The sequence below is a fragment of the Micromonospora halotolerans genome, from assembly GCF_032108445.1.
Classification (GTDB): Bacteria; Actinomycetota; Actinomycetes; order Mycobacteriales; family Micromonosporaceae; genus Micromonospora; species Micromonospora halotolerans.
Map to the genome: position 1 here is coordinate 2,756,931 of NZ_CP134876.1, position 22,933 is coordinate 2,779,863.

19 protein-coding genes are annotated in these 22,933 nt (G+C 74.4%); 8 read left to right on the plus strand and 11 right to left on the minus strand.

What is annotated here, in order from left to right:
* Nucleotides 1–11 precede the first annotated feature (11 nt).
* From RMN56_RS13130 to RMN56_RS13150, 5 genes are read right to left on the minus strand one after another with little or no spacing between them, the layout of a single operon-like run.
* Nucleotides 12–1,613, minus strand: coding sequence for an acyl-CoA carboxylase subunit beta (locus RMN56_RS13130; RefSeq protein ID WP_313724061.1), 1,602 nt, complete (start codon nt 1,611–1,613; stop codon nt 12–14).
* A 55-nt stretch (nt 1,614–1,668) separates the two neighbouring features.
* Nucleotides 1,669–2,838: an acyl-CoA dehydrogenase family protein gene (locus RMN56_RS13135; protein WP_313724062.1), complete on the minus strand. Its 1,170-nt coding sequence runs from the start codon at nt 2,836–2,838 to the stop codon at nt 1,669–1,671.
* Complete coding sequence (locus tag RMN56_RS13140) at nt 2,835–4,520, minus strand: acyclic terpene utilization AtuA family protein (protein WP_313724063.1); 1,686 nt, start codon at nt 4,518–4,520, stop codon at nt 2,835–2,837. Before RMN56_RS13140 ends, RMN56_RS13135 begins: the two co-directional genes overlap by 4 nt.
* On the minus strand, nt 4,517–5,311 hold the full coding sequence (locus tag RMN56_RS13145; RefSeq protein WP_313724064.1) for a TIGR03084 family metal-binding protein: 795 nt from the start codon (nt 5,309–5,311) through the stop codon (nt 4,517–4,519). Before RMN56_RS13145 ends, RMN56_RS13140 begins: the two co-directional genes overlap by 4 nt.
* A gap of 16 nt (nt 5,312–5,327) precedes the next feature.
* Nucleotides 5,328–5,972: a TetR/AcrR family transcriptional regulator gene (locus RMN56_RS13150; protein ID WP_313724065.1), complete on the minus strand. Its 645-nt coding sequence runs from the start codon at nt 5,970–5,972 to the stop codon at nt 5,328–5,330.
* A 148-nt stretch (nt 5,973–6,120) separates the two neighbouring features.
* On the opposite strand from RMN56_RS13150, the gene RMN56_RS13155 reads away from it, so the two are divergent.
* The gene (locus RMN56_RS13155; protein ID WP_313724066.1) at nt 6,121–7,560 is read left to right on the plus strand and encodes an APC family permease; all 1,440 of its coding nucleotides are present in this window, start codon (nt 6,121–6,123) and stop codon (nt 7,558–7,560) included.
* On the plus strand, nt 7,557–8,573 hold the full coding sequence (locus RMN56_RS13160) for an acetamidase/formamidase family protein (protein ID WP_313724067.1): 1,017 nt from the start codon (nt 7,557–7,559) through the stop codon (nt 8,571–8,573). Before RMN56_RS13155 ends, RMN56_RS13160 begins: the two co-directional genes overlap by 4 nt.
* A gap of 129 nt (nt 8,574–8,702) precedes the next feature.
* Here the strand turns inward: RMN56_RS13160 and RMN56_RS13165 are convergent, their stop codons facing one another.
* Together RMN56_RS13165 and RMN56_RS13170 are read right to left on the minus strand one after the other, a co-directional pair.
* Nucleotides 8,703–9,446, minus strand: a complete 744-nt coding sequence (locus RMN56_RS13165) for a metallophosphoesterase family protein (RefSeq protein ID WP_313724068.1) — start codon at nt 9,444–9,446, stop codon at nt 8,703–8,705.
* Between the two features lie 160 nt (nt 9,447–9,606).
* Nucleotides 9,607–10,284 carry a Crp/Fnr family transcriptional regulator gene (locus tag RMN56_RS13170; protein WP_007073398.1) on the minus strand — a complete coding sequence of 226 codons (678 nt, stop codon included), beginning with the start codon at nt 10,282–10,284 and terminating at the stop codon, nt 9,607–9,609.
* Nucleotides 10,285–10,502: 218 nt separating this feature from the next.
* Between RMN56_RS13170 and RMN56_RS13175 the strand changes: the two genes are divergently transcribed.
* The 6 genes from RMN56_RS13175 to RMN56_RS13200 all read left to right on the plus strand — a co-directional run bounded on the left by RMN56_RS13175 (nt 10,503) and on the right by RMN56_RS13200 (nt 15,843).
* Nucleotides 10,503–11,165 (plus strand): adenosylcobinamide amidohydrolase, encoded by a 663-nt coding sequence (locus RMN56_RS13175; protein WP_313724069.1) that lies wholly within the window; start codon nt 10,503–10,505, stop codon nt 11,163–11,165.
* 86 nt (nt 11,166–11,251) lie between these two features.
* Nucleotides 11,252–12,451 (plus strand): CapA family protein, encoded by a 1,200-nt coding sequence (locus RMN56_RS13180; RefSeq protein ID WP_313724070.1) that lies wholly within the window; start codon nt 11,252–11,254, stop codon nt 12,449–12,451.
* A 61-nt stretch (nt 12,452–12,512) separates the two neighbouring features.
* On the plus strand, nt 12,513–13,292 hold the full coding sequence (nth, locus tag RMN56_RS13185) for an endonuclease III (RefSeq protein WP_262282676.1): 780 nt from the start codon (nt 12,513–12,515) through the stop codon (nt 13,290–13,292).
* Complete coding sequence (locus RMN56_RS13190) at nt 13,289–13,891, plus strand: TlpA family protein disulfide reductase (RefSeq protein ID WP_313724071.1); 603 nt, start codon at nt 13,289–13,291, stop codon at nt 13,889–13,891. The genes nth and RMN56_RS13190 overlap by 4 nt, the downstream gene beginning before the upstream one ends.
* Entirely contained in the window at nt 13,888–14,577 is a 690-nt protein-coding gene (locus tag RMN56_RS13195) for an NUDIX hydrolase (protein ID WP_313724072.1), read from the plus strand. The genes RMN56_RS13190 and RMN56_RS13195 overlap by 4 nt, the downstream gene beginning before the upstream one ends.
* Nucleotides 14,578–14,664: 87 nt before the next feature.
* Nucleotides 14,665–15,843, plus strand: a complete 1,179-nt coding sequence (locus RMN56_RS13200; RefSeq protein WP_313724073.1) for a MarP family serine protease — start codon at nt 14,665–14,667, stop codon at nt 15,841–15,843.
* Between the two features lie 11 nt (nt 15,844–15,854).
* Here RMN56_RS13200 and RMN56_RS13205 read toward each other — a convergent pair whose 3' ends face one another.
* From RMN56_RS13205 to eccCa, 4 genes are all read right to left on the minus strand, one after another.
* On the minus strand, nt 15,855–16,577 hold the full coding sequence (locus RMN56_RS13205) for a phosphatase PAP2 family protein (RefSeq protein WP_313724074.1): 723 nt from the start codon (nt 16,575–16,577) through the stop codon (nt 15,855–15,857).
* A 30-nt stretch (nt 16,578–16,607) separates the two neighbouring features.
* A complete protein-coding gene (locus tag RMN56_RS13210) occupies nt 16,608–17,402 on the minus strand; it encodes a phosphatase PAP2 family protein (RefSeq protein WP_313724075.1) in 795 nt (264 codons plus the stop codon).
* Between the two features lie 100 nt (nt 17,403–17,502).
* On the minus strand, nt 17,503–18,837 hold the full coding sequence (mycP, locus tag RMN56_RS13215) for a type VII secretion-associated serine protease mycosin (RefSeq protein ID WP_313724076.1): 1,335 nt from the start codon (nt 18,835–18,837) through the stop codon (nt 17,503–17,505).
* 62 nt (nt 18,838–18,899) lie between these two features.
* The gene (eccCa, locus tag RMN56_RS13220; RefSeq protein WP_313724077.1) at nt 18,900–22,856 is read right to left on the minus strand and encodes a type VII secretion protein EccCa; all 3,957 of its coding nucleotides are present in this window, start codon (nt 22,854–22,856) and stop codon (nt 18,900–18,902) included.
* Between the last annotated feature and the right edge of the window lie 77 nt (nt 22,857–22,933).

Sequence of the window (22,933 nt, forward strand, 5' to 3'; positions counted from 1 at the left end):
GGGCAGCCCTCTCACATCCGGAAGACGCCGAAGCCGTCGGCGCCCTTCACCGGTCCGTTGTGGATCGCCGACAGGCAGAGCCCGAGGACGGTACGGGTGTCCCGGGGGTCGATCACCCCGTCGTCGTAGAGCCGGCCGGAGAGGAAGAGCGCCCCGGACTGGGACTCGATCTGCTGCTCGACCATCATCCGCATGGCGGCGTCGGACTCCTCGTCGTAGTCGCGGCCCCGGGCGGTGGCGGCCTGCCGGGCGACGATGGAGAGCACCCCGGCGAGCTGCGCCGGCCCCATCACCGCCGACTTCGCGTTCGGCCAGGTGAACAGGAACCGCGGCTCGTACGCCCGGCCGCACATGCCGTAGTTGCCGGCGCCGTAGGAGGCGCCCAGGTTGACGGTCAGGTGCGGGACCGTCGAGTTCGACACCGCGTTGATCATGAGAGCGCCGTGCTTGATGATGCCGCGCTGCTCGTACTCGGTGCCGACCATGTAGCCGGTGGTGTTCTGCAGGAAGACCAGCGGGGTGTCGGCCGCGTTGGCGAGCTGGATGAACTGGGCCGCCTTCTGCGCCTCCTCGCTGAACAGCACACCGCGGGCGTTGGCCAGCACGCCGACCGGGTAGCCGTGCAGCTCGCCCCAGCCGGTGACCAGGGCGGTGCCGTAGCCGGGCTTGAACTCGTCGAAGTCGCTGCCGTCGAGGACCCGGGCCAGCACCTCGCGCGGGTCGAACGGCACCTTGAGGTCGGCGCTGGCGATGCCGAGCAGCTCGTCGGGGTCGTACTTGGGTGGCGAGGGGAACGGGTTGCGCGGCGCGGGGCCCTGCTTGCGCCAGTTGAGCCGGCGGACGCACTGCCGGGCCAGCCGGATGCCGTCCCGCTCGTCCTCGGCCAGGAAGTCGGCCAGGCCGGACTTCGCCGAGTGCATGACCGCCCCGCCCAGCGACTCGTCGTCGGTGACCTCGCCGGTGGCCATCTTCACCAGCGGCGGCCCGGCCAGGTAGACCTGCGACCGGTCCCGGATCATGATCGTGTAGTCCGACATGCCCGGCACGTACGCGCCACCCGCGGTGGCGTTGCCGAACACCACGCTGACCGTGGGGATCTTCGCCGCGGAGAGCCGGGTCAGGTCGCGGAACACCCGGCCGCCCGGGATGAAGATCTCGGCCTGGGTGGGCAGGTCCGCACCGGCGCTCTCCACCAGGTTGACCATGGGCAGCCGGTTGGCCAGGGCGATCTCGCCGGCCCGTCGGGTCTTGGCGAGCGCCCAGGGGTTCACGGCGCCGCCGCGTACCGTCGGGTCGTTGGCGACGACCAGGCACTCCACGCCCTCGACCACCCCGATGCCGGTGACCGTGCTGGCCCCGACCGGAAAGTCGGTGCCGTAGGCGGCCACCGGCGACAGCTCCAGGAACGGGCTGTCCTGGTCGAGCAGCAGCTCGATCCGCTCCCGGGGGAGCAGCTTGCCGCGCTTGTGGTGGCGGGTCACGTACTTCTCGCCGCCACCCGCCCGGGCCTGGTCGAGCGCAGTCTCCAGCTCGGCGAGGCGTTCCAGCAGCGCCTCCCGGTTGGCCCGGTAGGCCGGCGAGGACGGGTCGAGCCCGCTGTCAAGTGTGGTCACAGCGATCCTTCCGTTCGTGACTGCGGGGCTCGCAAACCCGGCTCACTCCTCGCACTCACAGGCCCATGCCCTTCGCGATGATCTCGTTCATGATCTCCGTGGTGCCGCCGCCGATGCCCAGGATCCGGGCGTCGCGGTAGTGCCGTTCCACCTCGGCGTCGCGCAGGTAGCCGAAGCCGCCGTGCAGTTGCAGCGCCGCGTCGACGACGAAGTCGCAGGCCGCCACGGCGACGTTCTTCGCCATCGCCACCTCGGTCACCACGGGTTCGCCGGCCACGACCCGCTCGGCCACGTCGTGCACGTACGCCCGGGCCGCCTCGGCGCGCGTGTGCATCTCGGCGAGCCGGTGCCGGACGAGCTGTCGGCTGGCCAGCGGGCGGCCGAAGGTGGACCGGTCCCGGCACCAGCGGGTGGCCAGCTCCACGCAGCGCTGCGCGGTGGCGTAGGCCTGGGTTGCCAGGGACAGCCGCTCGGTGGCGAACTGCTGCATGATCGCCAGGAAGCCGGTGTCCTCCGGGCCGACCCGGTTCGCCACCGGCACCCGGACGTCGACGAAGGAGAGTTCGGCGGTGTCCGAGCAGTGCCACCCGAGTTTCTCCAGCCGCCGGCCGACGGTGAACCCGGGCGTGCCCTTGTCGATCACCAGCAGGCTGAGCGCGCCACTGCCCGGCAGTTCGGTGCAGACGGCGGTGGTCACGAAGTCGGCCCGGATCCCGCTGGTGATGTAGGTCTTCGACCCGTTCACCACGTAGTGGTCGCCGTCCCGCCGCGCGAAGGTGCGGATGCCCGCCACGTCGGAGCCGCCGTCCGGCTCGGTGATCGCCAGTGCGCCGATCATCGTGCCGGCGAGCGTGGGCCGCACGTACCTCTCGATAAGATGCTGCGGACCGGCGGCGCCTGGGCCTGCCTTGTCTCCGCAGGCGGCGACGATGTGCGGCAGCGCGATGCCGTGGGTGAAGAGCGCGGCGATCAGCCCGGACGAGCCGCCCGAGCGGATGATCTCCTCGGTGACCAGGATCGAGTCGAGCAGGTCGCCGCCGCTGCCGCCGACCGACTCGGGGAAGCCGATGCCGAGCAGCCCGATCTTCGCGGCGGTCTCGTGCAGCGAACGGGGCACCTCGCCGGCCCGCTCCCAGTCGTCCAGGTGGGGCAGGACCTCCCTGGTCACGAAGGACCGGGCCAGCTCGCGGAGCTGTCGGCGCTCGGGATTGTCCACCATGGTCACGACGGCACCCCCGGGGTGAGGTGGGCGGGCAGGTCGACCAGCCGGGAGCGGAGCAGCTCGCCGAGCGCCTTGGCCTGCGGGTCGAAGCGGGTGGAGGCGGCCACCCCCTGGCCGAGCAGCCCCCGGATCACGAAGTTGACCGCGCGCAGGTGCGGCAGCTCGTACCGCTCGACGGTCAGCGGGGCGGTCTCCGGCAGCAGCTCGGCCAGCCGATCGACGGTCAACCAACCGCGCAGCCAGGCCCAGCCGGCGTCGGAGCGGGCCCAGACGCCGAGGTTGGCGTCCCCGCCCTTGTCGCCCGACCGCGCCCCGACCAGTTCGCCGAGCGGCGCCCGCCGGGTCGGGTGCGCGGAGGGGCTTGCGGTTGACGCCTCGCGTGGTACCGGGGCCCCCGGCGAACTCGTGACGGTGGGTGGCGGGATCGGCTTGCGGGTGCCGTCGGGAAGGACGGCCACGTGCGCGACCGCGTCCTGCGGGACCGCGTCGGCGGTGAACACCCCGTACGGGGTGGCGTCGCCGGGCAGCGTGGTCAACGTGCAGCCCGGATAGGAGGCCAGCGCCAGCTCCACCGCGGCCGCCGAGAAGGCCCGCCCGGCCCGCGCCTTGTCGCCGTCCCGCAGGTGTACGTGCAGGAGTGCGCTCGCCGCCTCGGTGTCGGTGGCGTCCGGGTGGTCGGTCCGCGCCAGCGTGAACTCCAGCCCCTCCTTGCCGACCGCCTCCTCCAGCTGGCCCCGGACCAGGGCCGCCTTGGCCGGGATGTCCAGCCCGCAGAGCACGAACGTCATCGAGTTGCGGAAGCCGCCCAGGTTGTTGACGCCCACCTTGAGGGTGTCCGGCGGGGGCGTGCCCCGGACACCGGAGACCCGTACCCGGTCCGGCCCGTCCTGCGCCAGCTCCACCGTGTCCAGCCGGGTCACCACGTCCGGCCCCAGGTAGTCCGGCCCGCCCACCTCGTAGAGCAGTTGGGCGGTGACCGTCTCCACGGTGACGGCGCCGCCCGTGCCGGGGTGCTTGGTGAGCACCGACGACCCGTCGGCGTGGATCTCGGCGATGGGGAAGCCGGGGCGGTGCCCGCCGTCGGGCAGCTCGGTGAAGAAGCTGAAGTTGCCGCCGGTGACCTGCGCCCCGCACTCGATGAGGTGCCCCGCGACGGTGGTGCCGGCCAGCGCGTCGAGGTCGTCCCGGGTCCAGCCGAAGTGGGCGATGGCCGGGCCGACCGCCAGCGAGGCGTCACTCACCCGCCCGGTGACCACCACGTCCGCCCCGGCGTCGAGGCAGGCCGCGATCCCGAACGCCCCCAGGTACGCGTTCGCGGTCAACGCGTCCGGCCGGGCGAGGGCGTCGCCCTCGACGTACCCGATCCGGACGGTGAGGCCGAGCCGGTCGGCGAGGGCGCCGATGGCGGCGGCCAGCCCGGCCGGGTTGAGCCCGCCCGCGTTGGTGACCAGCCGGACCCGGCGCTCCAGCGCGGTGCCGAGGGTGCCCTCCAGTTGGCGCAGGAACGTCTTCGCGTAGCCCAGCGAGGGGTCGCGCATCCGGTCCCGGCCGAGGATCAGCATGGTCAGCTCGGCCAGGTAGTCGCCGGTCAGGACGTCCAGCTCGCCGCCGTCGAGCATCTCCCGCCAGGCGGTGAGGCGGTCACCGTAGAAGCCGGACGCGTTGCCGACCCGCAGCGCGGTCACCGGACCACCCCGCCGCCCGCCGCCTCCCGCTTGCCGCCGGGCGGCCCCGCGAACGCCTGGGCCACGTCGAGCCACTCGTCGGCGACCGGCCCGGTGGCGACGAGCGCCAGGTCCGCGCGGTGCCGCCGCTGGGTGACCAGGAGGCAGAAGTCGAGCGCCGGGCCGGTGACCCGGTCGGCCGCGTCCGCCGGCCCGAAGGCCCAGGTGTCCCCGTCGGGTCCCGCGAGCTCGACGCGGACCGGCGCCGTCGGCACCGCGCGGCCATGGGCCGCGAAGCTGTGCCCGAGGGTACGGAAGCCCAGGTGCGCGACGTGCCGGAGCCGGGCCGTCGGGGCACGCCGGACGCCCAGCGCGTCGGCCACGTCCTCGCCGTGCGCCCAGGTCTCCATGAGCCGGGCGGTCGCCAGAGAGGCGGGCGACATCCGGGTGCCGTACCAGGGGAGCTTCTCCTCGGCCGGGACGGCGGCGAGCGCCGTCGCGAGCGCGGCCCGGCCCGCCCGCCAGCGCGCCAGCAGCGCCGCGGCCGGGGCGAGGAACGATTCGGCGCCGTCGTCGACCAGCCGGGACGGGTCCGGGGCGGAGGTGACCGAGGCGTAGAACGCCGCCGCGTCGGTCGCCGCGAGGTGAGCCACGTGGTCGGTCCAGGCCAGGTGGGCGATCTGGTGGGCGATGCTCCACCCGGGCGCCGGGGTCGGCCGCTCCCAGGCTTCCGGCGGCAGCGGTGCGACGAGGGCGTCGAGCTGCTCGGACTCGGCGGCCAGGTCCGCGAGCAGGGCTGTCAGGTCGACCATGGTGCCTCCGGGGGGATCAGTGCGGCCGTGCGCTCCCGGGCGTCGGCGCTCCGGCGTCGGGGGTGAGCAGGGTCGCGAGCTGGCGTTTCCAGGTGTGCAGCAGGGCGGTGCGGCGGGTCGTGTCGTCGCTGAGCAGGTTGGCCACGCCGAGGCCGCGGAGCAGGTCGAGGGTGGCCTGCACCGCCTCGCGGACGCCGGGTCGCCGCTCGTCCACGCCGAGCAGCTCGACGGTGAGCCGGTGCATCTCCCGGCCGACCCGCGCTTCGAGGGGGACCAGGGCGTCGCGCAGCTCGGGGTCGGTGCGGGCGGCCACCCACAGCTCCAGCGCCGCGACGAAGAGCGGCCCGGTGAAGGCGGCGGCGAGCAGGTCGACCACCCCGTCGAGGCGCCGTGGGCCGGCCGGCAACGCCGCGGCCTCGGTGCGCAGCTCCACGGCCCGGCGCTCGGTGAGGTGGGTGACGGCGGCGGTGACCAGGGCCGCCTTGGTCGGGTAGTGGTGCAGCTGGGCGCCCCGGGAGACGCCCGCCCGGGCCGCCACCACGGTCGTCGTGGTGCCGGACCAGCCGTGCTCCACCAGGCACTCGACGGTCGCCTCCAGCAGCCGGGCCTGGGTGGCGCGGCTGCGCTCCTGTTGAGGGACGCGGGTCGATGCGGCGGGCACGGGGACAGCGTGCCGCCCTCGAAACAAACAGTCAAGCCTGACTTTTTCTGAGTCGTGACCGAGCGATGTATACAATCCATGCGCATAGATCTAGCTGTCCGTCGATGGCTGGACTAACGTGCGCCTCACCAGATCAAGGAGGCGTGCCGTGACTCATCCTCCCGACCCATCCGAGACAGTCGCCCAGGTCGAACGGTTCGGCTACCGGCAGGAACTCAGCCGGACCCTCACCTTCACCGACCTGCTGATCTACGGTCTGATCTTCATGGTGCCGATCGCACCCTTCGGCATCTTCGGCAGCGTGTACGCCGGCTCCGGCGGCATGGTCGCGCTGGCCTACCTCATCGGCATGGTGGCGATGATGTTCACCGCCTCCTCGTACGCGCAGATGGTCCGCGCGTTCCCCATGGCCGGCTCCGTCTACAGCTACACCGGTCGCGGCATCGCACCGCCCGTCGGCTTCCTCGCCGGCTGGGTGATCCTGCTCGACTACGTCCTCGTGCCCGGCCTGCTCTACCTGGTGGCCAGCGTGGCCATGCACTCCCTCGTGCCGGGGGTGCCGGTGTGGGCGTGGCTGGCGGCCTTCGTCGTGCTCAACACCGTCGTCAACTACTTCGGCATCCAGCTGACCGCCCGGGTCAACCGGGTGATGCTCGCCGCCGAGCTGGTCATCCTCCTGATCTTCCTGGTCGTCGGCGTGATCGCCCTGGCACAGGGCAAGGGTGCGGGCTTCTCGCTCCGGCCCCTGTTCGACGCGGACACCTTCTCCTGGCCGCTGGTCTTCGGCGCGGTGTCGATCGCCGTGCTCTCCTTCCTCGGCTTCGACGGCATCTCCATGCTGGCCGAGGAGAGCCGCGAGGAGGCCCGGCAGATCGGCCGGGCGATGATCGCGGCGCTGCTGCTGGCCGGCGCCCTGTTCATCGTGCAGACGTGGGTCGCGGCCCTGCTGGTGCCGGACGCGCCCAGCCTGCTCGACAACGGCGACCCCGAGGGCACCGCGTTCTACGACGCGGCACGCGCGGCCGGCGGGGGCTGGCTGGCCGGGCTGACCGCCCTGGCCACCGCGATCGCCTGGGGCTTCGCCAACTCCCTGGTCGCGCAGGCCGCGACCTCCCGCCTGCTGTACGCGATGGCCCGCGACCGGCAGATGCCGCGCTTCCTCGCCCGGATCAACCCGAAACACAAGGTGCCGGCCAACGCCACCCTGCTGGTCGCCGCCATCTCCCTGGCGCTCGGCCTCTACATGGCCAGCCGGGACGACGGCATCTCGCTGCTGTCCACACTGGTCAACTTCGGCGCCATGACCGCGTTCCTGGCGCTGCACGTCTCCGTCGTGACCCACTACGTGGTGCGCAACGGCAGCCGGGACTGGTTGCGGCACCTGGTGGTGCCGGTGATCGGGTTCCTGATCCTGCTCTACGTCGTGATCAACGCCAAGGTCGCCGCCCAGGTGCTCGGCTTCGTCTGGTTGGGCGTCGGTCTACTGGTCCTGTTGGCCTTCTACCTGACGGGCCGGCGTCCCGAGCTGGCCGCGCTCGTCGACGTCGCCCACGACAGCACCGACGAGCCGGTGAAGGAGCCGCAGTGACGACCGACGTGGTGAAGTACCGGCCGGAGCCGGACGAACTCTCCTACACCTTCGGTGGGCGCGAGGCGGTGCTCCGGGTGCGCCCGGGCACCATCCTCGAGCTCTACACCGAGGACTGCTTCGGCGGCCGGGTCCGGACCACCGACGACCTGCCGTCGCAGGTCTGCCAGTTCCCGTACCTCAACCCGGTGACCGGGCCGATCCACGTCGAAGGGGCCGAGCCCGGGGACACCCTCGCCGTGCACTTCATCGCCATCGAGCCGGCCCGGGACTGGGCCGTGTCCACCACCTTCCCGCACTTCGGCGCACTTACCAGCACCCACACCACAGCGACCCTGCAACCCCCGCTCGACGAGGTGGTCTGGCGGTACGACGTCGACGTCGCGGCCGGCACGGCGACGTACCGGGCGCGCCGGGGCGACTACACCGTGGCGCTGCCGCTGGACCCGATGCACGGCACCGCCGGGGTGGCCCCCGGTGCCTTCGAGGCGCGGATGACGATCACCCCGGACGCGCACGGCGGGAACATGGACACCCCGGAGCTGCGGGCCGGCGTCACCGCGTACTTCGGCGTGAACGTGCCGGGAGCGCTCTTCGCCCTCGGCGACGGGCACTGCCGGCAGGGCCACGGCGAGGTCTGCGGCACCGGCATCGAGGCGGCCATGAACACCACGGTCGTGGTGGACGTCGTGAAGGGCGCCGGCACCCCGTGGCCGCGGCTGGAGTCCGACGACGCGCTGATGTCCACCGGCTCGGCCCGCCCGCTGGAGGACGCGTACCGGATCAGCCAGCACGACCTGGTCACGTGGACCGCCGAGCTGGTGGGGCTGGACCAGCTCGACGCGTACCAACTGGTCAGCCAGGCCGGTGGGGCGCCGGTCGGCAACGTGTGCGACACGAACTACACGATGGTGGCGAAGGTGGACAAGCGCTACCTGGGCGGGGCCGGCGGGTACGACGGCGTGCACGCCCGGCTGCGCCAGACGGCCCAGCACTACCTGAGCCACCGCTGACGGGCACCGGGACCGGCCGGGTCGCTCCCGGTCGGTCCCGCCACCCGTGGCGGTGGCGGGACCCGTTGCCCACGGCGCGCTCTCGAAAGGCGATTCACAAACTTCACGATCTCGCGCGGGCGTGGCCGGTCAGCGGCCGTCGCGGGGGCCGAAGACGGCGAGGGCGTCCGCGTCCGAGTGGCGGGAGCGCACGTACTCGTCGGCCCAGGCGGCGGCGTCCGGGAAGCCCGACTCGGCGGCCACCCGGGCGCAGGCGGCGTCCACGTCGAAGCCGGTCCGGCGCAGCTGCACGCCCGGCCCGAGCAGCGCCCACCAGGCGCCCGCGCCCCCGTACGGCATGCCGACGCTGCCCGGATTCACCACCAGGCGGCGGTCGACCAGCCGGGTGAACGGCATGTGGGTGTGCCCGCAGACCACCGTGTCCACCCCGGCCGGCAGCCCGGCGAAGACCTCGGCCCAGCGCTCCAGGCGGGAGTCGACCAGCACCATCTCCTCGTCGTCCCGGGGCGTGGCGTGGCAGAAGAGCACGTCGCCCAGGCCGGCGACCGGCAGCGTGACGGTCGGCGGGAGCGCGGCGAGCCGCGCCACCTGGTCGTCGCGGAGCTGGGTCGCGGCCCAGTTGGACACCTCGATCCCGGCCGGCCGCCCGGCCCGTGCCTCGACCAGTTCGCGGTCGGCGTTGCCGCCGACCCAGCAGGCCCGGTCGCCGAGCGAGGCGAGCAGGTCGAGCACCTCGACGGGCTGCGGCCCGGCCGCGATGTCCCCGGTGAGCACGATCAGGTCGGCGGCGGCCACGTCCGGCTCGGCCAGGACGGCCTCCAGCGCCGGCAGCACGCCGTGGATGTCGGAGAGAACAGCTACCCGCTCGATCATCGGCCCAGCCTGCGCCGGTGCGGGCTGGCCGGTCCAGGAATTCTGCGCCCGGCAGAGCCGGAACCGGCCGGCCCGCGGACCCACGGCGCGGGCGGAGCGGGCAGACGGAACCGGCCCGCACCCGCGGAGGCGGGCACGGGCCGGGATGCCGGTGGAGGTGTCAGACCCGCGCGCGGCGGGCCAGGCGCTCCGGGTCGAGGATGATGATGCTCTTGCCGTCGAGCCGCAGCCACCCGCGCGAGGCGAAGTCGGCGAGGGCCTTGTTGACGGTCTCCCGGGAGGCGCCGACGAGCTGGGCGATCTCCTCCTGGGTCAGGTCGTGGGTCACCCGCAGCACGCCGCCGTCGCGGGTGCCGAACCGGCCGGCCATCTGGAGCAGGTTCTTGGCGACCCGGCCGGGCACGTCGGTGAAGATCAGGTCGGCCAGCGAGTCGTTGGTCCGCCGCAGCCGGCGGGCCAGCACCCGCAGCAGCTGCTCGGCGATCTCGGGCCGGTTGTTCAGCCAGGGCCGCAGCGCCTGCTTGCGCAGCCGGACCAGCCGGGTGTCGGTGACCGCCGTGGCCGTCGCCGTACGCGGGCCCGGGTCGAAGAGCGACAGCTCACCGACCATGTCCGACGGGCCCATCACGGCGATCAGGTTCTGCCGGCCGTCCGCGGCCCGGCGACCCACCTTGATCTTGCCGGACAGGAGGATGTAGAGACTGTCGCCGGGCTCGCCCTCGTTGAAGACGACCTCGCCCTTACGGACCTCGATCGTCTCCATCTCCTTGGCGAGCGCCTCGGCAGCCTCCGGGTCGACACCCTGGAAGATCCCGCTACGGGCCAGTACCTCGTCCATCGCGCACCTCCGCTTGCGCGTGCCGTCCGTCGGCCGGGTCCGCCGTCCGCTGATCCCTCGCGCGCCGCCAGTCTAGGCGCACATGAGCACGAATCAGAGGTGCACCCCTGGAATCTTGATCGTTGGGCGTAACCTGCCCGGCCCGGTCGAGGGCTAGGATCCCGCCTCCGTGCGGGTGGGCGCCACCCGCCCCCACCTGTGATCGTAGGGTGACCGGCGTGCTGAGCGAGCCGTTCCTGACCAGCCGGCCCGAGGACGGGTCGGACATCCCGCTGCTGGTCTGGCGGGCCGAGGCGCCGCTGCTGGCGGTCGGCTCCGCCCCGCTGGGCGGGGGGATCGGCGTACGCGGGTGGGTGGTCAACGCGACCGTGCCCATGTCGTACGACCGGGAAGACCCGGCCGCGCACCTGGCCGAGCTGGCCGACGGGCTCGGCCTGGCCGGGCCCGGCGTCGGGCTGCTGACCGGGGTCGACGTGACCGAGGTGGTGCCGCGGACGGACGGCGGCGTGCGGGTCTGGGCGACGGTCGGCCTCGGCATGCCGGTCTGGGCCGCCGCGCCCGCCCCCGCCACCCCCGCCCAGCGGGTCGGCACGGTCAACATCGTGGTGTACGTGCCGGCCCGGCTCGGGGACGCCGCTCTGGTGAACGCGGTGGCCACGGCCACCGAGGCGAAGGCCCAGGCGATCTGGGAGCTGGGGTTGCCGGCCACCGGCACCCCCACCGACGCGGTCACCGTCCTCTGCCCGGCCGACGGCGATCCGGCCCCGTACGGCGGTCCCCGCTCGGCCTGGGGCGCCCCGCTTGCGCGGGCCGTGCACGCGGCCGTCCTGACCGGCGGCGCCGGCACCGTCGTGCCCTGGTCCCACCGGCGGACGGGCTGAGCGTGGACCGGCCCCCGCCCGGCCGACGGCGTTTCCGACCGATCGGCCCTCGTCGCCGCGTCCCCGGGACGGTAGCGTCGCCCACGATGTACGCTCCCGCCCTTTCCGTGTCTCGTCCCCGCCGCCGCCCCGCCGGCCTGCGCGCGCGCCTCGCCGCCGCCCTCGGCGCGGCGCTCGTCGTCCTGCTCGTCGCCGGCTGCGGCGACGCGGGTTCCGGCGACGGCCCCCTCTGGCAGCCGGGCCAGGGCGGGGGATCGACCGCGTCCGGAGGGCCGGCCGAGGGCGACCAGGCCGCCGAGCCGAGCGGTTCGACCGAGAAGTCCATCTCGCTGACCGCGACCGGTGACGTGATCATGGGCAACGCCCCGTCCCGGCTTCCGGCCAACGGCGGGAAGGGCTTCTTCGACGACGTCAAGGCCGCGCTCAAGGGCGACCTGGTGATGGGCAACCTGGAGGAGCCCCTCACCGACGACACCGGCGCCGGCAAGTGCGGCCCGAAGCCCAAGAACTGCTACCAGTTCCGGGCGCCCCCGGGCTGGGCGGCGCACCTGCGTTCGGCCGGGTTCCAGCTGCTCAACCAGGCCAACAACCACGGCTACGACTACGGCCAGCAGGGCTACGAGAACACCCAGTCGGCGCTGGAGGCGCACGGGCTCAAGCACACCGGCGCGCCGGGCGAGATCACCGTCGTCGACGTCAAGGGCGTGAAGGTGGCCGTGGCGGGCTTCTCGTCGTACCCGTGGTCGAACAGCCTCGTCGACATCGACGCCGCGAAGCAGGTCATCACCATGGCCAAGGGCATGGCCGACCTGGTCGTGGTGCAGGTGCACATGGGCGCCGAGGGCGCCGACCGCAGCCGGGTGAAGCCGGGCACCGAGATGTACGTCGGGGAGAACCGGGGCGACCCGATCCGCTTCTCGCACGCCGTGATCGACGCGGGCGCCGACCTGGTGATCGGGCACGGCCCGCACGTGCTGCGCGGCATGGAGTTCTACAAGGGGCGGCTGATCGCCTACAGCCTGGGCAACTTCGCCGGCGGCGGGAAGTCGCTGAACAGCGCCGGCCGGCTGGGCTGGGGCGGCGTGCTGAAGGTCTCGCTGACCGCGGAGGGTCGCTTCGTCGGCGGCCAGTTCACGTCGACCGCGATGAACAGCGTGGGCCGGCCGGCCGTCGACGGGCAGGACCGGGGCCTCGGGCTCGTCCGCGAGGTGACCCGGTCGGACTTCCCGACGACCGGCGCCAAGCTCGACGGGAGCGGCAAGATCAGCGCCCCGGCGGGTGGCTGAGGAGCACCGCCGCCCGTGTGGGCCCGACGGGACGTCGTCCCCGCGACGTAGGCTGACCGGCGTGACCACGTCCTCCCCCGAGACCGACCTCGGTCGCACGCGCCGTGCCCGGCGGATCGGCCGGGTGCTCACCGAGACCCACCCCGACGCGCACTGTGAGCTCGACCACTCCAACGCGCTGGAGCTGGCGGTCGCCACGATCCTGTCGGCGCAGTGCACGGACAAGAAGGTCAACGAGGTCACCCCGAAGCTGTTCGCCCGCTACCGCACCGCGGCGGACTACGCCGGGGCCGACCGCGCCGAGCTGGAGGAGCTGATCCGGCCCACCGGCTTCTACCGCAACAAGACCAGCTCGCTGATCAACCTGGGCCGGGCCCTCTGCGAGCGCTACGACGGCGAGGTCCCCGGCCGGCTGGCCGACCTGGTCACCCTCCCGGGCATCGGGCGCAAGACCGCCAACGTCATCCTCGGCAACGCCTTCGACGTCCCCGGCATCACCGTCGACACCCACTTCCAGCGGCTGGTGCAGCGCTGGCGGCTTACCACCGAGACCGACCCGGTCAAGATCGAGCACGCGATCGGCGCGCTCTACCCGAAGCGCGACTGGACCATGCTGTCGCACCGGATCATCTTCCACGGCCGGCGGGTCTGCCACGCCCGCAAGCCGGCCTGCGGCGCCTGCACGCTGGCGAAGCTCTGCCCGGCGTACGGCACCGGGCCGACCGATCCGGTGGCCGCGGCCAAGCTGCTCAAGGGCCCCCGCGCCCGGGATCTGGCGGCGGCCGTCGGCATCGACCCCGACCTGGTGCCGCAGCAGGCGGTCGCGGCGGAGGTGCCGTGACCCGCCGGCTCGCCTACCTGCTCGTCCCGCTGCTGCTCGCGGTGGCCGGCTGCACCGGCACGACCGTCGAGCCGGCGGGCCCGGCGCCGGCCACCCGCGCCGAGCGCCCCTCGCCGTTCGCCGACTGCGCCCCGCTGACCGCCGCGCCGGCCTCCGGCCCGACCCCCTCCGGCGCCGCCGGGGACCCGCTGCCCGACCTGGCGCTCTCCTGCTTCACCGGGGGCGCCCCGGTGAACGTGCGGGACATCCGGGGGCCCGCGGTGATCAACGTGTGGGCGTCCTGGTGCCCGCCGTGCCGCAAGGAGCTGCCCGCGTTCCAGCGACTCAGCGAGCGGGCCGGCGGCCGGTTCCAGGTGATCGGCGTCAACAGCCGGGACAGCCGTGGTGGCGCGCAGTCCATCGGTGAGGACTTCGGCGTCCGGTTCCCCATGCTGGTCGACCAGGGTGACGCGTTCGAGCGGGCGCTCGGCCGCAACGCCTTCCCGCTGACCGTCCTGGTCGACGCCGACGGGCGGATCCGGCACACCGACTCGACCGGGGCGCTGGACGACGCCCGCCTGGCCGAGCTGGTCCGCACCCACCTCGGGGTGCGGCTGTGACCCGACGGCCGCCGGACTGGCTCGATCCGCTGCTCGGCCGGCTCGGCACCGCGCGGGCCGAGGACTTCACCCGGCTCGCCACCCCGGAGAGCGGCGGCCGGGAGAGCGCCGTGCTGGTGCTGCTCGGCGAGGAGCCGGGCGCCGGCCCGGACGTGCTGGTCCTCCAGCGCGCCGCCACGCTGCGCAACCACGCCGGGCAGCCGGCCTTCCCCGGCGGCGCGGCCGACCCGGAGGACGCCGACGCCAGCGCCACCGCCCTGCGCGAGGCGAACGAGGAGGTCGACCTCGACCCGGCCAGCGTGACCGTGCTGGCCGAGCTGCCCAAGCTGTGGATCCCGGTCAGCGACTTCGTGGTCACCCCGGTGCTCGCCTGGTGGCACACCCCGCACCCGGTGCACCCGCGCGAGCCGGCCGAGGTGGCGCACGTCGCCCGGCTGCCGGTCGCCGAGCTGGTCGACCCGGAGAACCGGATGCGGGTACGCCACCCGAGCGGCTGGATCGGCCCGGCCTTCTCGGTGCGCGGCATGCTGGTCTGGGGCTTCACGGCCGGGGTGCTGAACACGCTGCTGGAGATGGGCGGCTGGGCCCGTCCGTGGCCGCGTTCCCGGGTGGTGGAGCTGCCGCCGGCCGCCGCGCCCGCCCCCTCGGCCGGCACCGACGCGGTCGACGAGAGCCCCGTCCGCTGAGCCGGGGGGCGTCACCCGCCCGGATCCGAAGGTCACGTTCAGCGAGCGGTCAGCCTCTTCGGGGCGCGGTGCCCGTACCCTGGGGGCGTGTCCGCCGTGGATCTCGTACTGCTCCTGCTCATGCTCGTGTTCGCGATCAGCGGATACCGTCAGGGTTTCGTCATCGGGGCGCTGTCGTTCTCCGGTTTCTTCCTGGGCGCGCTGCTCGGCCTGCAGCTCGGGCCCCTGGTCGCCCGGCAGTTCACCGACAGCGGGACACGCGTGCTGATCTCCCTGGTCGCCATCTTCGGGCTGGCCGTGCTGGGGCAGGCGCTGGCCGGCTGGCTGGGCTCCAACCTGCGGGCCGCGATCACCGGGCCCGCCGGGCGGAAGATCGACGACGCCGGCGGCGCGGTCATCTCGGTCTTCGCGGTCATGCTGGTGGCCTGGCTGGTCGCCGTGCCGCTGGGCTCCTCGTCGGTGCCCTGGCTGGCCTCCTCGGTCCGCAACAGCGCCCTGCTCACCGTGGTCGACCGGGTGCTGCCGGACCAGGCGCAGGAGCTGTCCACGGCACTGCGCGACACGGTCGACACCAACGGCTTCCCGGACGTCTTCGGCGACCTCGCGCCCACCCGGGCCCGGCAGGTCTCCCCGCCCGACCCGGCACTGGCCAACTCGCAGGTGGTGAAGAACAGCCAGCGGGCGGTGGTGAAGGTGCTGGGCTCCGCGCCGAGCTGCGCCCGCCGCATCGAGGGCTCCGGCTTCGTGTACGCCGACGACCGGGTGATGACCAACGCGCACGTGGTGGCGGGCACCCGGTCGGTGGCCGTGGAGCTGCGCGGCGAGCGCTACGACGGTGAGGTCGTCGTCTACGACCCCGCACGGGACCTGGCCGTGCTGCACGTTCCGGGGCTGCCCGGACCGTCGCTGCGCTTCGCCGCCGGTGAGGCCGGCAGCGGGGCCGACGCCATCGTGCTGGGCTTCCCCCTCGACGGTCCGTACGACGCCCGCCCGGCCCGGATCCGGGACGTCGACCGGATCACCGGGCCGGACATCTACTCGTCCGGTGACGTGACCCGGGAGATCTACACGATCCGGGCGCTGGTCCGCAGCGGCAACTCGGGCGGCCCGCTGGTCTCCTCGAACGGGCTGGTGCTCGGCGTGATCTTCGCCGCCGCCGCGGACGACCCGAACACCGGCTTCGCGGTGACCGCCGCCGAGGCCCGGTCGGTGGCGCTGGCCGGCGCGGAGCGTACCCGGGGGGTCGCCACCGGCGAGTGCACCTGAGCCGCCGGTGATCAGCGGGCGGCGGTGCGCGCCGGGGCCACGTCGCCCCCGGAGCGGCCGAGCGGCAGTTTGGCCCGGCCCCAGGTGAGCGTGCGGTCCAGCACGGCCCGCGCCATGATCGCCACGCAGGCGGCGCCGTTGAGGAAGGACGCCACCACGTCGCTCGGATGGTGCATGCCCCGGTACATCCGGGTGAGGGCGACCCCGACCGGGACCAGCACGAGGAGGGTCCACCAGGCGACCTTGGCCGGCCTGCTCCGCGCCCGCAGCGCGAGCAGCACCGCGAGGCCGACGTAGAGCGCCATCGCGGCCGAGGTGTGCCCCGAGGGGAAGCTGGAGGTCGGCGGCGAGTCGTCCATGTGCTCGACGGCCGGCCGGTGGCGGTCGATGACCATCGTGGTGAAGAGGAAGATCAGCGCCTGCGCGCTCACGGCGGCGCAGAGGAAGATCGGCTCCCGCCAGCGGTGCAGCACGAGCCGCAGCACCAGCGCCGCCAGCACGGTCACCACGACGATCAGCTGGGTGCTGGCCAGCGTGCTGAACACCAGCGAGACGTCGTTCCAGCCGGGTGTCCGGTGCGCGGCCAACTCGCGGTTGACCGCGTCCTCCACGGTGAACGGCCAGGTCGTCGCGAGCACCCGGGTGACCAGCAGGCCCAACCCCACCAGGACGGCGAAGAGCAGGGCCACCGGCAGGAGCACCCGCCGGGCGATGTGGACCGCGACATCGGACATGGGCCGCCCATTACCCCAACGGGTGCCCGACTACGCGTGGCGGCCGTCCGGCCCCGGCTCGGCCACCTCCGGCTCGACCCCCTCCCGGGCCGTACGCACCGGCCGCCGGCCGACCCGGGTCCGCCAGGTGGAGAACGCGGCCGCGGTGGCGACCACCACCGCCACGCCGAGCAGCCAGCCGCCGACCACGTCGCTGGTCCAGTGCACGCCCAGTGCGATCCGGCTGAGCCCGGTCAGCACCGCGATGAGCACCGCGGCCACCCAGAGCGCGCCGCGCCACACCCGGCTGTGCCGGGCGAACGGCAGGAAGACCAGCAGGAGCACCCCGGCGGCCAGGGTGGCGTTCAGCGCGTGGCCGGACGGGAAGGAGTAGCCGGCCGCCCGGGCCACCGGGTCGAGCAGGTCCGGCCGGTGCCGGCCGACGAGCAGTTTCAGCAGCGCGCCGAGCAGCCCACCGACGGTCATCGTGGTGACCACCCAGAGGGCCAGCCGGGGCGCGCCGCGCCACAGCAACCACACCACCACGCCGGCGGCGGCCAGCCGGAGCGGGCCGGGCCCGAAGACGTGGGTCCAGACCTCGGTCAGCCGGACCCAGGCCGGGTGGTCGAGGGCGTACCCGTGCAGGGCGTCGGTGATCGCGGCGTCCAGCCGGGACAGCGGCGACCAGGCGCCCAGCACCAGCAGCGCGAGCAGGGCGAACGGCACCAGCACCAGGAACGCGGCGGTGGCCGCCAGGGTCAGCCGGAGGCCCAGCGAATGGTCCGGGTCCAGGCGGCGGTGCCGCCAGGACCGATCGCGAGTGGAGAGGCCGACGGGCGTGTTCATGTGCTGTTCCCTACCCAGGGTGGGGCCAGGTCAGACGGGTGCCACCGACGACTCCAGCTCGGCGCGTCTTCGCCGCGCCGCGACCTGGAGCCGCCGCCGGTCAGCGGCGGGACTGGCGTAGCCGGCGGACCACCAGCGCGGCACTGGTGACCAGGGCGACGAACATTGCGAGCCCGGGCCAGAGCCGCTCCCGCGCCGAGTCGGCGACCTGGCCGGCCGGGTGGGCCGCCCACCGGGTCTGCTGCTGCGGCGCGGCGACGCTGAACCGGTCGCCGCCCGCCCCGGCGGCGGCCCTGGTGTCCGGCCCCAGGCCGGGCGCCCAGCCGAAGCCCACCGTCCCGGGCGAGCCGTTGTCGTCGAGCGGGTTGCGCTGCACCGCGGGCACGTCGGCGGTCAGGGCCGCCACCGGATCCACCATGCCGTAGCCGAACCGGTCGTCGCGGCCGGTGGGCCCGAGGTCCCGGGCCGTGTTGATGATCCGGTTGACCACGTCCGCTGCCGACATCTGCGGGTACCGGGCCCGGACGAGGGCCGCGGTCGCCGCGACCAGCGGAGCCGCGAAGCTGGTGCCCTGCACTAGCCAGTATCCGCCGGGCCGGGCCCCGTTGATCGCGGTGGCCGGGGCGCTGAGCACCGTCTCGTGACCGGTGATGGCGCCGGACCAGAGGTTGTCGTTCGCGTCCAGCCCGGTGACGGCGAGGACGCCCGGCTCGCGGGCCGGGTACCAGACGTCGCGGCTGTTCGAGGTGGCCAGGTTGCCCGTGCAGGCGACCACCACGACGTTGCGGGCGAAGGCGTAGTCGATGGCGGCGGCCAGGGAGTCGCTGGTGTCGCTCCCACCGAGGGAAAGGTTGATCACACGGGCGCCGTGGTCGACCGCCCAGTACACCCCGTCGGCGACCGTGCCCGCGTCGTCGTACCGGTTCTCCTGGTCGAGCACCCGGACCGGAAGGATCTTGGCATCCGGCGCCAGCCCGACCGCGCCACGATCGTCGTCCCGGCGCCCGGCGATGAGGCCGGCCACCGTGGTGCCGTGCCCCACCGGGTCGGGCCCGTCGGCGCCGCCGGAGACCAGGTCCACGCCGGACAGCACCTGGCCGGCCAGGTCGGGATGGGAAGCGTCGACTCCGGAGTCGACCACCGCGACGATGACGCCGCGACCGGTGGAGGTCTGCCACGCGGTCTGTGCCCGCAGGCTGGCGAGCTGCCACTGGCCGTCGCGGGTCGGGTCCACCCCGGCGAACTCGTCCGCCGGCGCCAGCCGGGCGGCTCCCGGTGCGGCGGTGGCCGGGGCGGCGTGAGCGGGCGGCGCGAGGGGACCGGCCACGGCGGCCACGACCGCCGCCGCGGCGAGCAGCGCGCGGCCGGCGAGACGCCGGGGAGGCGCGGTGGGAACTCCCTGCCGATCCCTGGTCACATTCCCCAGCCATTTCATCGCGTCAGACACATGCTGCTCGGAGATTACCGGTTTTCGCGCGCGTCACGGTGCAACTCCGGTCACCCGGGTGGGAGATGGGCCAGCTGGACCAGGCGTACGCCCTCGCGCCGGGTCACCAGCCGGCCCCGCCCCGGTGGCAGCGGACCCGCCTTGACCTGGCCGACGAGCGGGCCTTCCTCCGGGCCGCCCGACATCACCAGCCCGGCGGTGGACAGCTCCCGCAGCCGCTGGATGATCGGCTCGAACGAGGTCCGGCCCGCGCCACCGGAACGGCGGGCCAGCACGAGGTGCAGGCCGACGTCCCGGGCGTGCGGCAGGTGCTCCTCCAGCGCCCGCAACGGGTTGGTCGGCCCGCCGGCCACCAGGTCGTAGTCGTCCACCAGCACGAACAGCTCCGGCCCGGTCCACCACGACCGGGTACGCAGCTCGGCCGGGGTGACGTCCGGCCCCGGCAGCCGCCCCTGGAGGTAGCCGGCCGCCGAATCCACCAGCTCGGCCGTGTGTGGCGCGGCGGTCCCGTAACCGATCAGGTGGGCCGTCTCGATGGTGCCCATCAGGCTGCGCCGGTAGTCGACCAGGATCACCCGGGCCTGCTCCGGGGTGAACCGCCGGACGATCGAGGTGGCCAGCGCGCGCAGGAACGAGGACTTGCCGCACTCGGCGTCGCCGAAGACCACGAAGTTGGGCTCGGTGGCGAAGTCCAGCACCACCGGGCGCAGGTCCGCCTCGGCCACCCCGATCGGGAAGGCCAGCCCGCTGGTCGCGGCCTGGTCCAGCTCGGCGTAGGGCAGGACCGGCGGGAGCAGCCGCACCCGGGGCGCGGCCGGTCCGGCCCAGGCCCCGGCGACCGCCTTGACCAGATCCCCGGTCTCGTCGCCGAGGCCGGCGACCCGGGGCGCGGCGGCGAGGAAGTGCAGCCCGCCCGCGGTGATTCCCCGCCCCGGCCGCTCCTCCGGCACGGTCGCCGCCAGGGCGCGCTTCACCACCACCGAGTCGGCCGGGTCGCCGAGGCGCAGCTCCAGCCGGGAGCCGAACAGGTCGCGGATCGCCGGCCGGAAGTCCGACCAGCGCAGCGCGCTCGCCACCACGTGCACCCCGTACGCCAGGCCGCGGGTGGCCAGCTCGGTGACCAGCGGCTCCAGGTCCTCGTACTCGCCGCGCAGGGTGTTCCAGCCGTCGACCACCAGGAACACGTCGCCGAACGGGTGGGTGGCCGGGTGGCTCCCGGCCGGGGCCGCGGCCCGTCGCCGCCGCCAGGCCGCCATCGACTCCACCCCCGCCTCGGTGAACCGCCGCTCCCGCTCGGCCAGCAGGGTGGCGATCTCGCCGACGGTCCGGCGTACCGCGGTGTCGTCGGTCCGGCCGCTGACCCCGCCGACGTGCGGGAGGTCGCGCAGCGCGCCGAGCGTCCCGCCGCCGAAGTCCAGGCAGTAGACCTGCACCTCGGCCGGGGTGTGGGTGAGCGCCAGCGCGCAGACCAGGGAGCGGAGCAGGGTGGACCGGCCGCTGCGGGTGGTGCCGACCACCGCGACGTGCCCGGCCGCCCCGTCCAGGGCCAGCCACAGCAGGTCGCGGCGCTGCTCGAACGGCTTGTCCACCACGGCCACCGGCACCTGGAGGGCGCCGTGCAGCTCCGGGTTGGCCACGGTGAGCCCGCGCGCCGGGTCCGGGCCGACCGGGCCGAGCAGCTCGTCCAGCGCGGGCGCGGTGTCCAGCGGGGGCAGCCACACCTGGTGCGCCGGCGGGCCCTGCCCGGCGAGCCGCCCCACCATCAGGTCGAGCAGGGTCTCGCCGGTCTCCTCCTCGGCGGGGAGGGCGGCCGGGGTGGCCGGCTCGGGCACCGGCACCAGGTGGGTGGAGAAGGCGAGCAGCCGGGGGCCCGGGGTGCCGGCCGCGCCCGCCGGGCCGCCGCGCCGGCGCACCGCGCCGGAGACGTACGCGGCCTTGAACCGGACCAGCGGGTCGGTGCCCGAGCGCAGGTAGCCGTGCCCCGGGCTGCGGGGCAGCTCGTGCGCGTCCGGCACGCCGAGCACCGTCCGGGACTCCAGCGCCGAGAAGGTGCGCAACCCGATCCGGTACGACAGGTGGGTGTCCAGCCCGCGCAGCCGGCCCTCCTCGAGCCGTTGGGACGCGAGCAGCAGGTGCACGCCGAGCGAGCGACCCAGCCGGCCGATCTGCACGAAGAGGTCGATGAAGTCGGGCTTGGCGGAGAGCAGCTCGGAGAACTCGTCGCAGATGAGCAGCAGCGACGGCAGCGGGGCGAGCGGGGTGCCGGCCGCCCGGGCCCGCTCGTAGTCGCGCACGCTCGCGAAGTTGCCGGCCCGGCGCAGCAGCTCCTGCCGGCGTATCAGCTCGCCGTTGATCGCGTCGACCATCCGGTCGACCAGCGGCAGCGCGTCGGCCAGGTTGGTGATGACCGCGGCCGTGTGCGGCAGCCGTGCGAACGGCGCGAAGGTGGCGCCGCCCTTGAAGTCGACCAGCACGAAGTTCAGCTGCTCCGAGCTGTGCGTGGCGGCGAGCCCGAGCACCAGCGTGCGGAGCAGCTCCGACTTGCCCGACCCGGTGGCGCCGATGAGCAGCCCGTGCGGGCCCATCCCGTCCTGCGCCGACTCCTTGAGGTCCAGCTCGATCGCCCCGCCGTCGGCGCCCACCCCGATCGGCACCCGGAGCCGGTCCCGGGCCGCCCGGGGCGTCCAGCCCTGCTCGGCGGTGAAGCTCTCCGGCTCGCCGAGGCCGAGCAGCTCGGGCAGGCCGGGCTCGGCGCCGGGCGGGGCGTCCGGTCCGCGTGCCGCGCCGGCCAGCCGCAGCGGGGCGAGCCGGCGGGCGACCGCCTCGGCGTCGGCCGGCTCCAGCGCGTCGGCCGTGCCCACCTCGGCGTGCCCGTCGGCGGAGTGCGAGTGCAGCCGGCCGTCGACCAGGTCGAGCAGGAGGGCGTACCGGTCGAGCAGGCGGGGCGGCGGGCTGTCCAGGTCGAGCACGGTGACCGCGTCGATCCCGCCGTCGCCGGCCAGATCGGTGGCGCCGGTCAGGTCGCCACCGTCGAGCACCACCACGACGTGCGGCCCGTCGGTGGCCGGACCGGCCGGGCTGAAGCGGGAGCGGCTGCCCAGCACGTCGTCGAGGAGCCGTTCCAGCTCGGCCGCGGAGCTGGTGACCAGCCGGACCGGCCCGAGCGCGTCGGTGCGCGCCGGGTGGTGGGCGTGCGGCAGCCACTTGACCCACTCCCACCCCGCCCGGCGTTCCGGCCCGGCGCAGACGGCGACGAGCAGTTCGTCGGGGGCGTGGAAGACGGCGAGCTGGGTGAGCACCGCCCGGGCCAGCGCCTGGGCGGCCGGGGAGCCAGCCCCGCGGACCTCGCCGGCCGGGCCGCGGACGAAGACCCGGGCGAAGCTGCGCAGCGAGAGCGCCACGGGCAGGTCGGGCACCACGGAGTACGCGTCCAGGAAGCGCCGCAGCGCGCCGGCGGTCATCGGCTCCAGCTCGTCGAGCGGCCGGGTGACCGGCGGGAGCAGCGGGGTGGCCAGCGTCTGCGGCCCGACCCCGACCCGGACCACGGCGAAGTCCGGGTCGCCTGGCCGGCGTTCCCAGACCCGGTGGCTGTCCACCGTCGACCAGAGCCGCCCCGGGTCGGGGTGCCGGTAGTAGAGCCCGGCCCGCTGCGCGCCGGCGGTCTCCCGCACCCGCCGGCGCAGCGCGGCGAGGTGCCGGAGGTACTCCCGGCGGGCGGCCATCATCTCCGACTTCTTCGGGCCGGCGCTGCCCCACGAGGTCACCAGCATCGCCACCGAGGAGAGCCCGAACATGCCGCCCACCACGTACGAGTAGGCCCCGCCGCCCCGGCCGAACATCATGGCCATGGCCACCGTCCCGCCGAGCATCGGCAGCACCATCAGCGCCTGCTGCCAGCGCCCACCGGCCACCGCGGGGATCTCCGGCGGCGCCTCCACGGGCAGCTCGCCGGCCGGGATCTCCGGGGCCGGGCGGCGTGGCGGCCGCTTGACGACGACAGTGGACACTCGGCCTCCCCATGGCTCTCGGTAACCTGAGCCTGGCTCATCGTAGGTAAAGTCCACTCGTCCGTCAGCCACCGTTC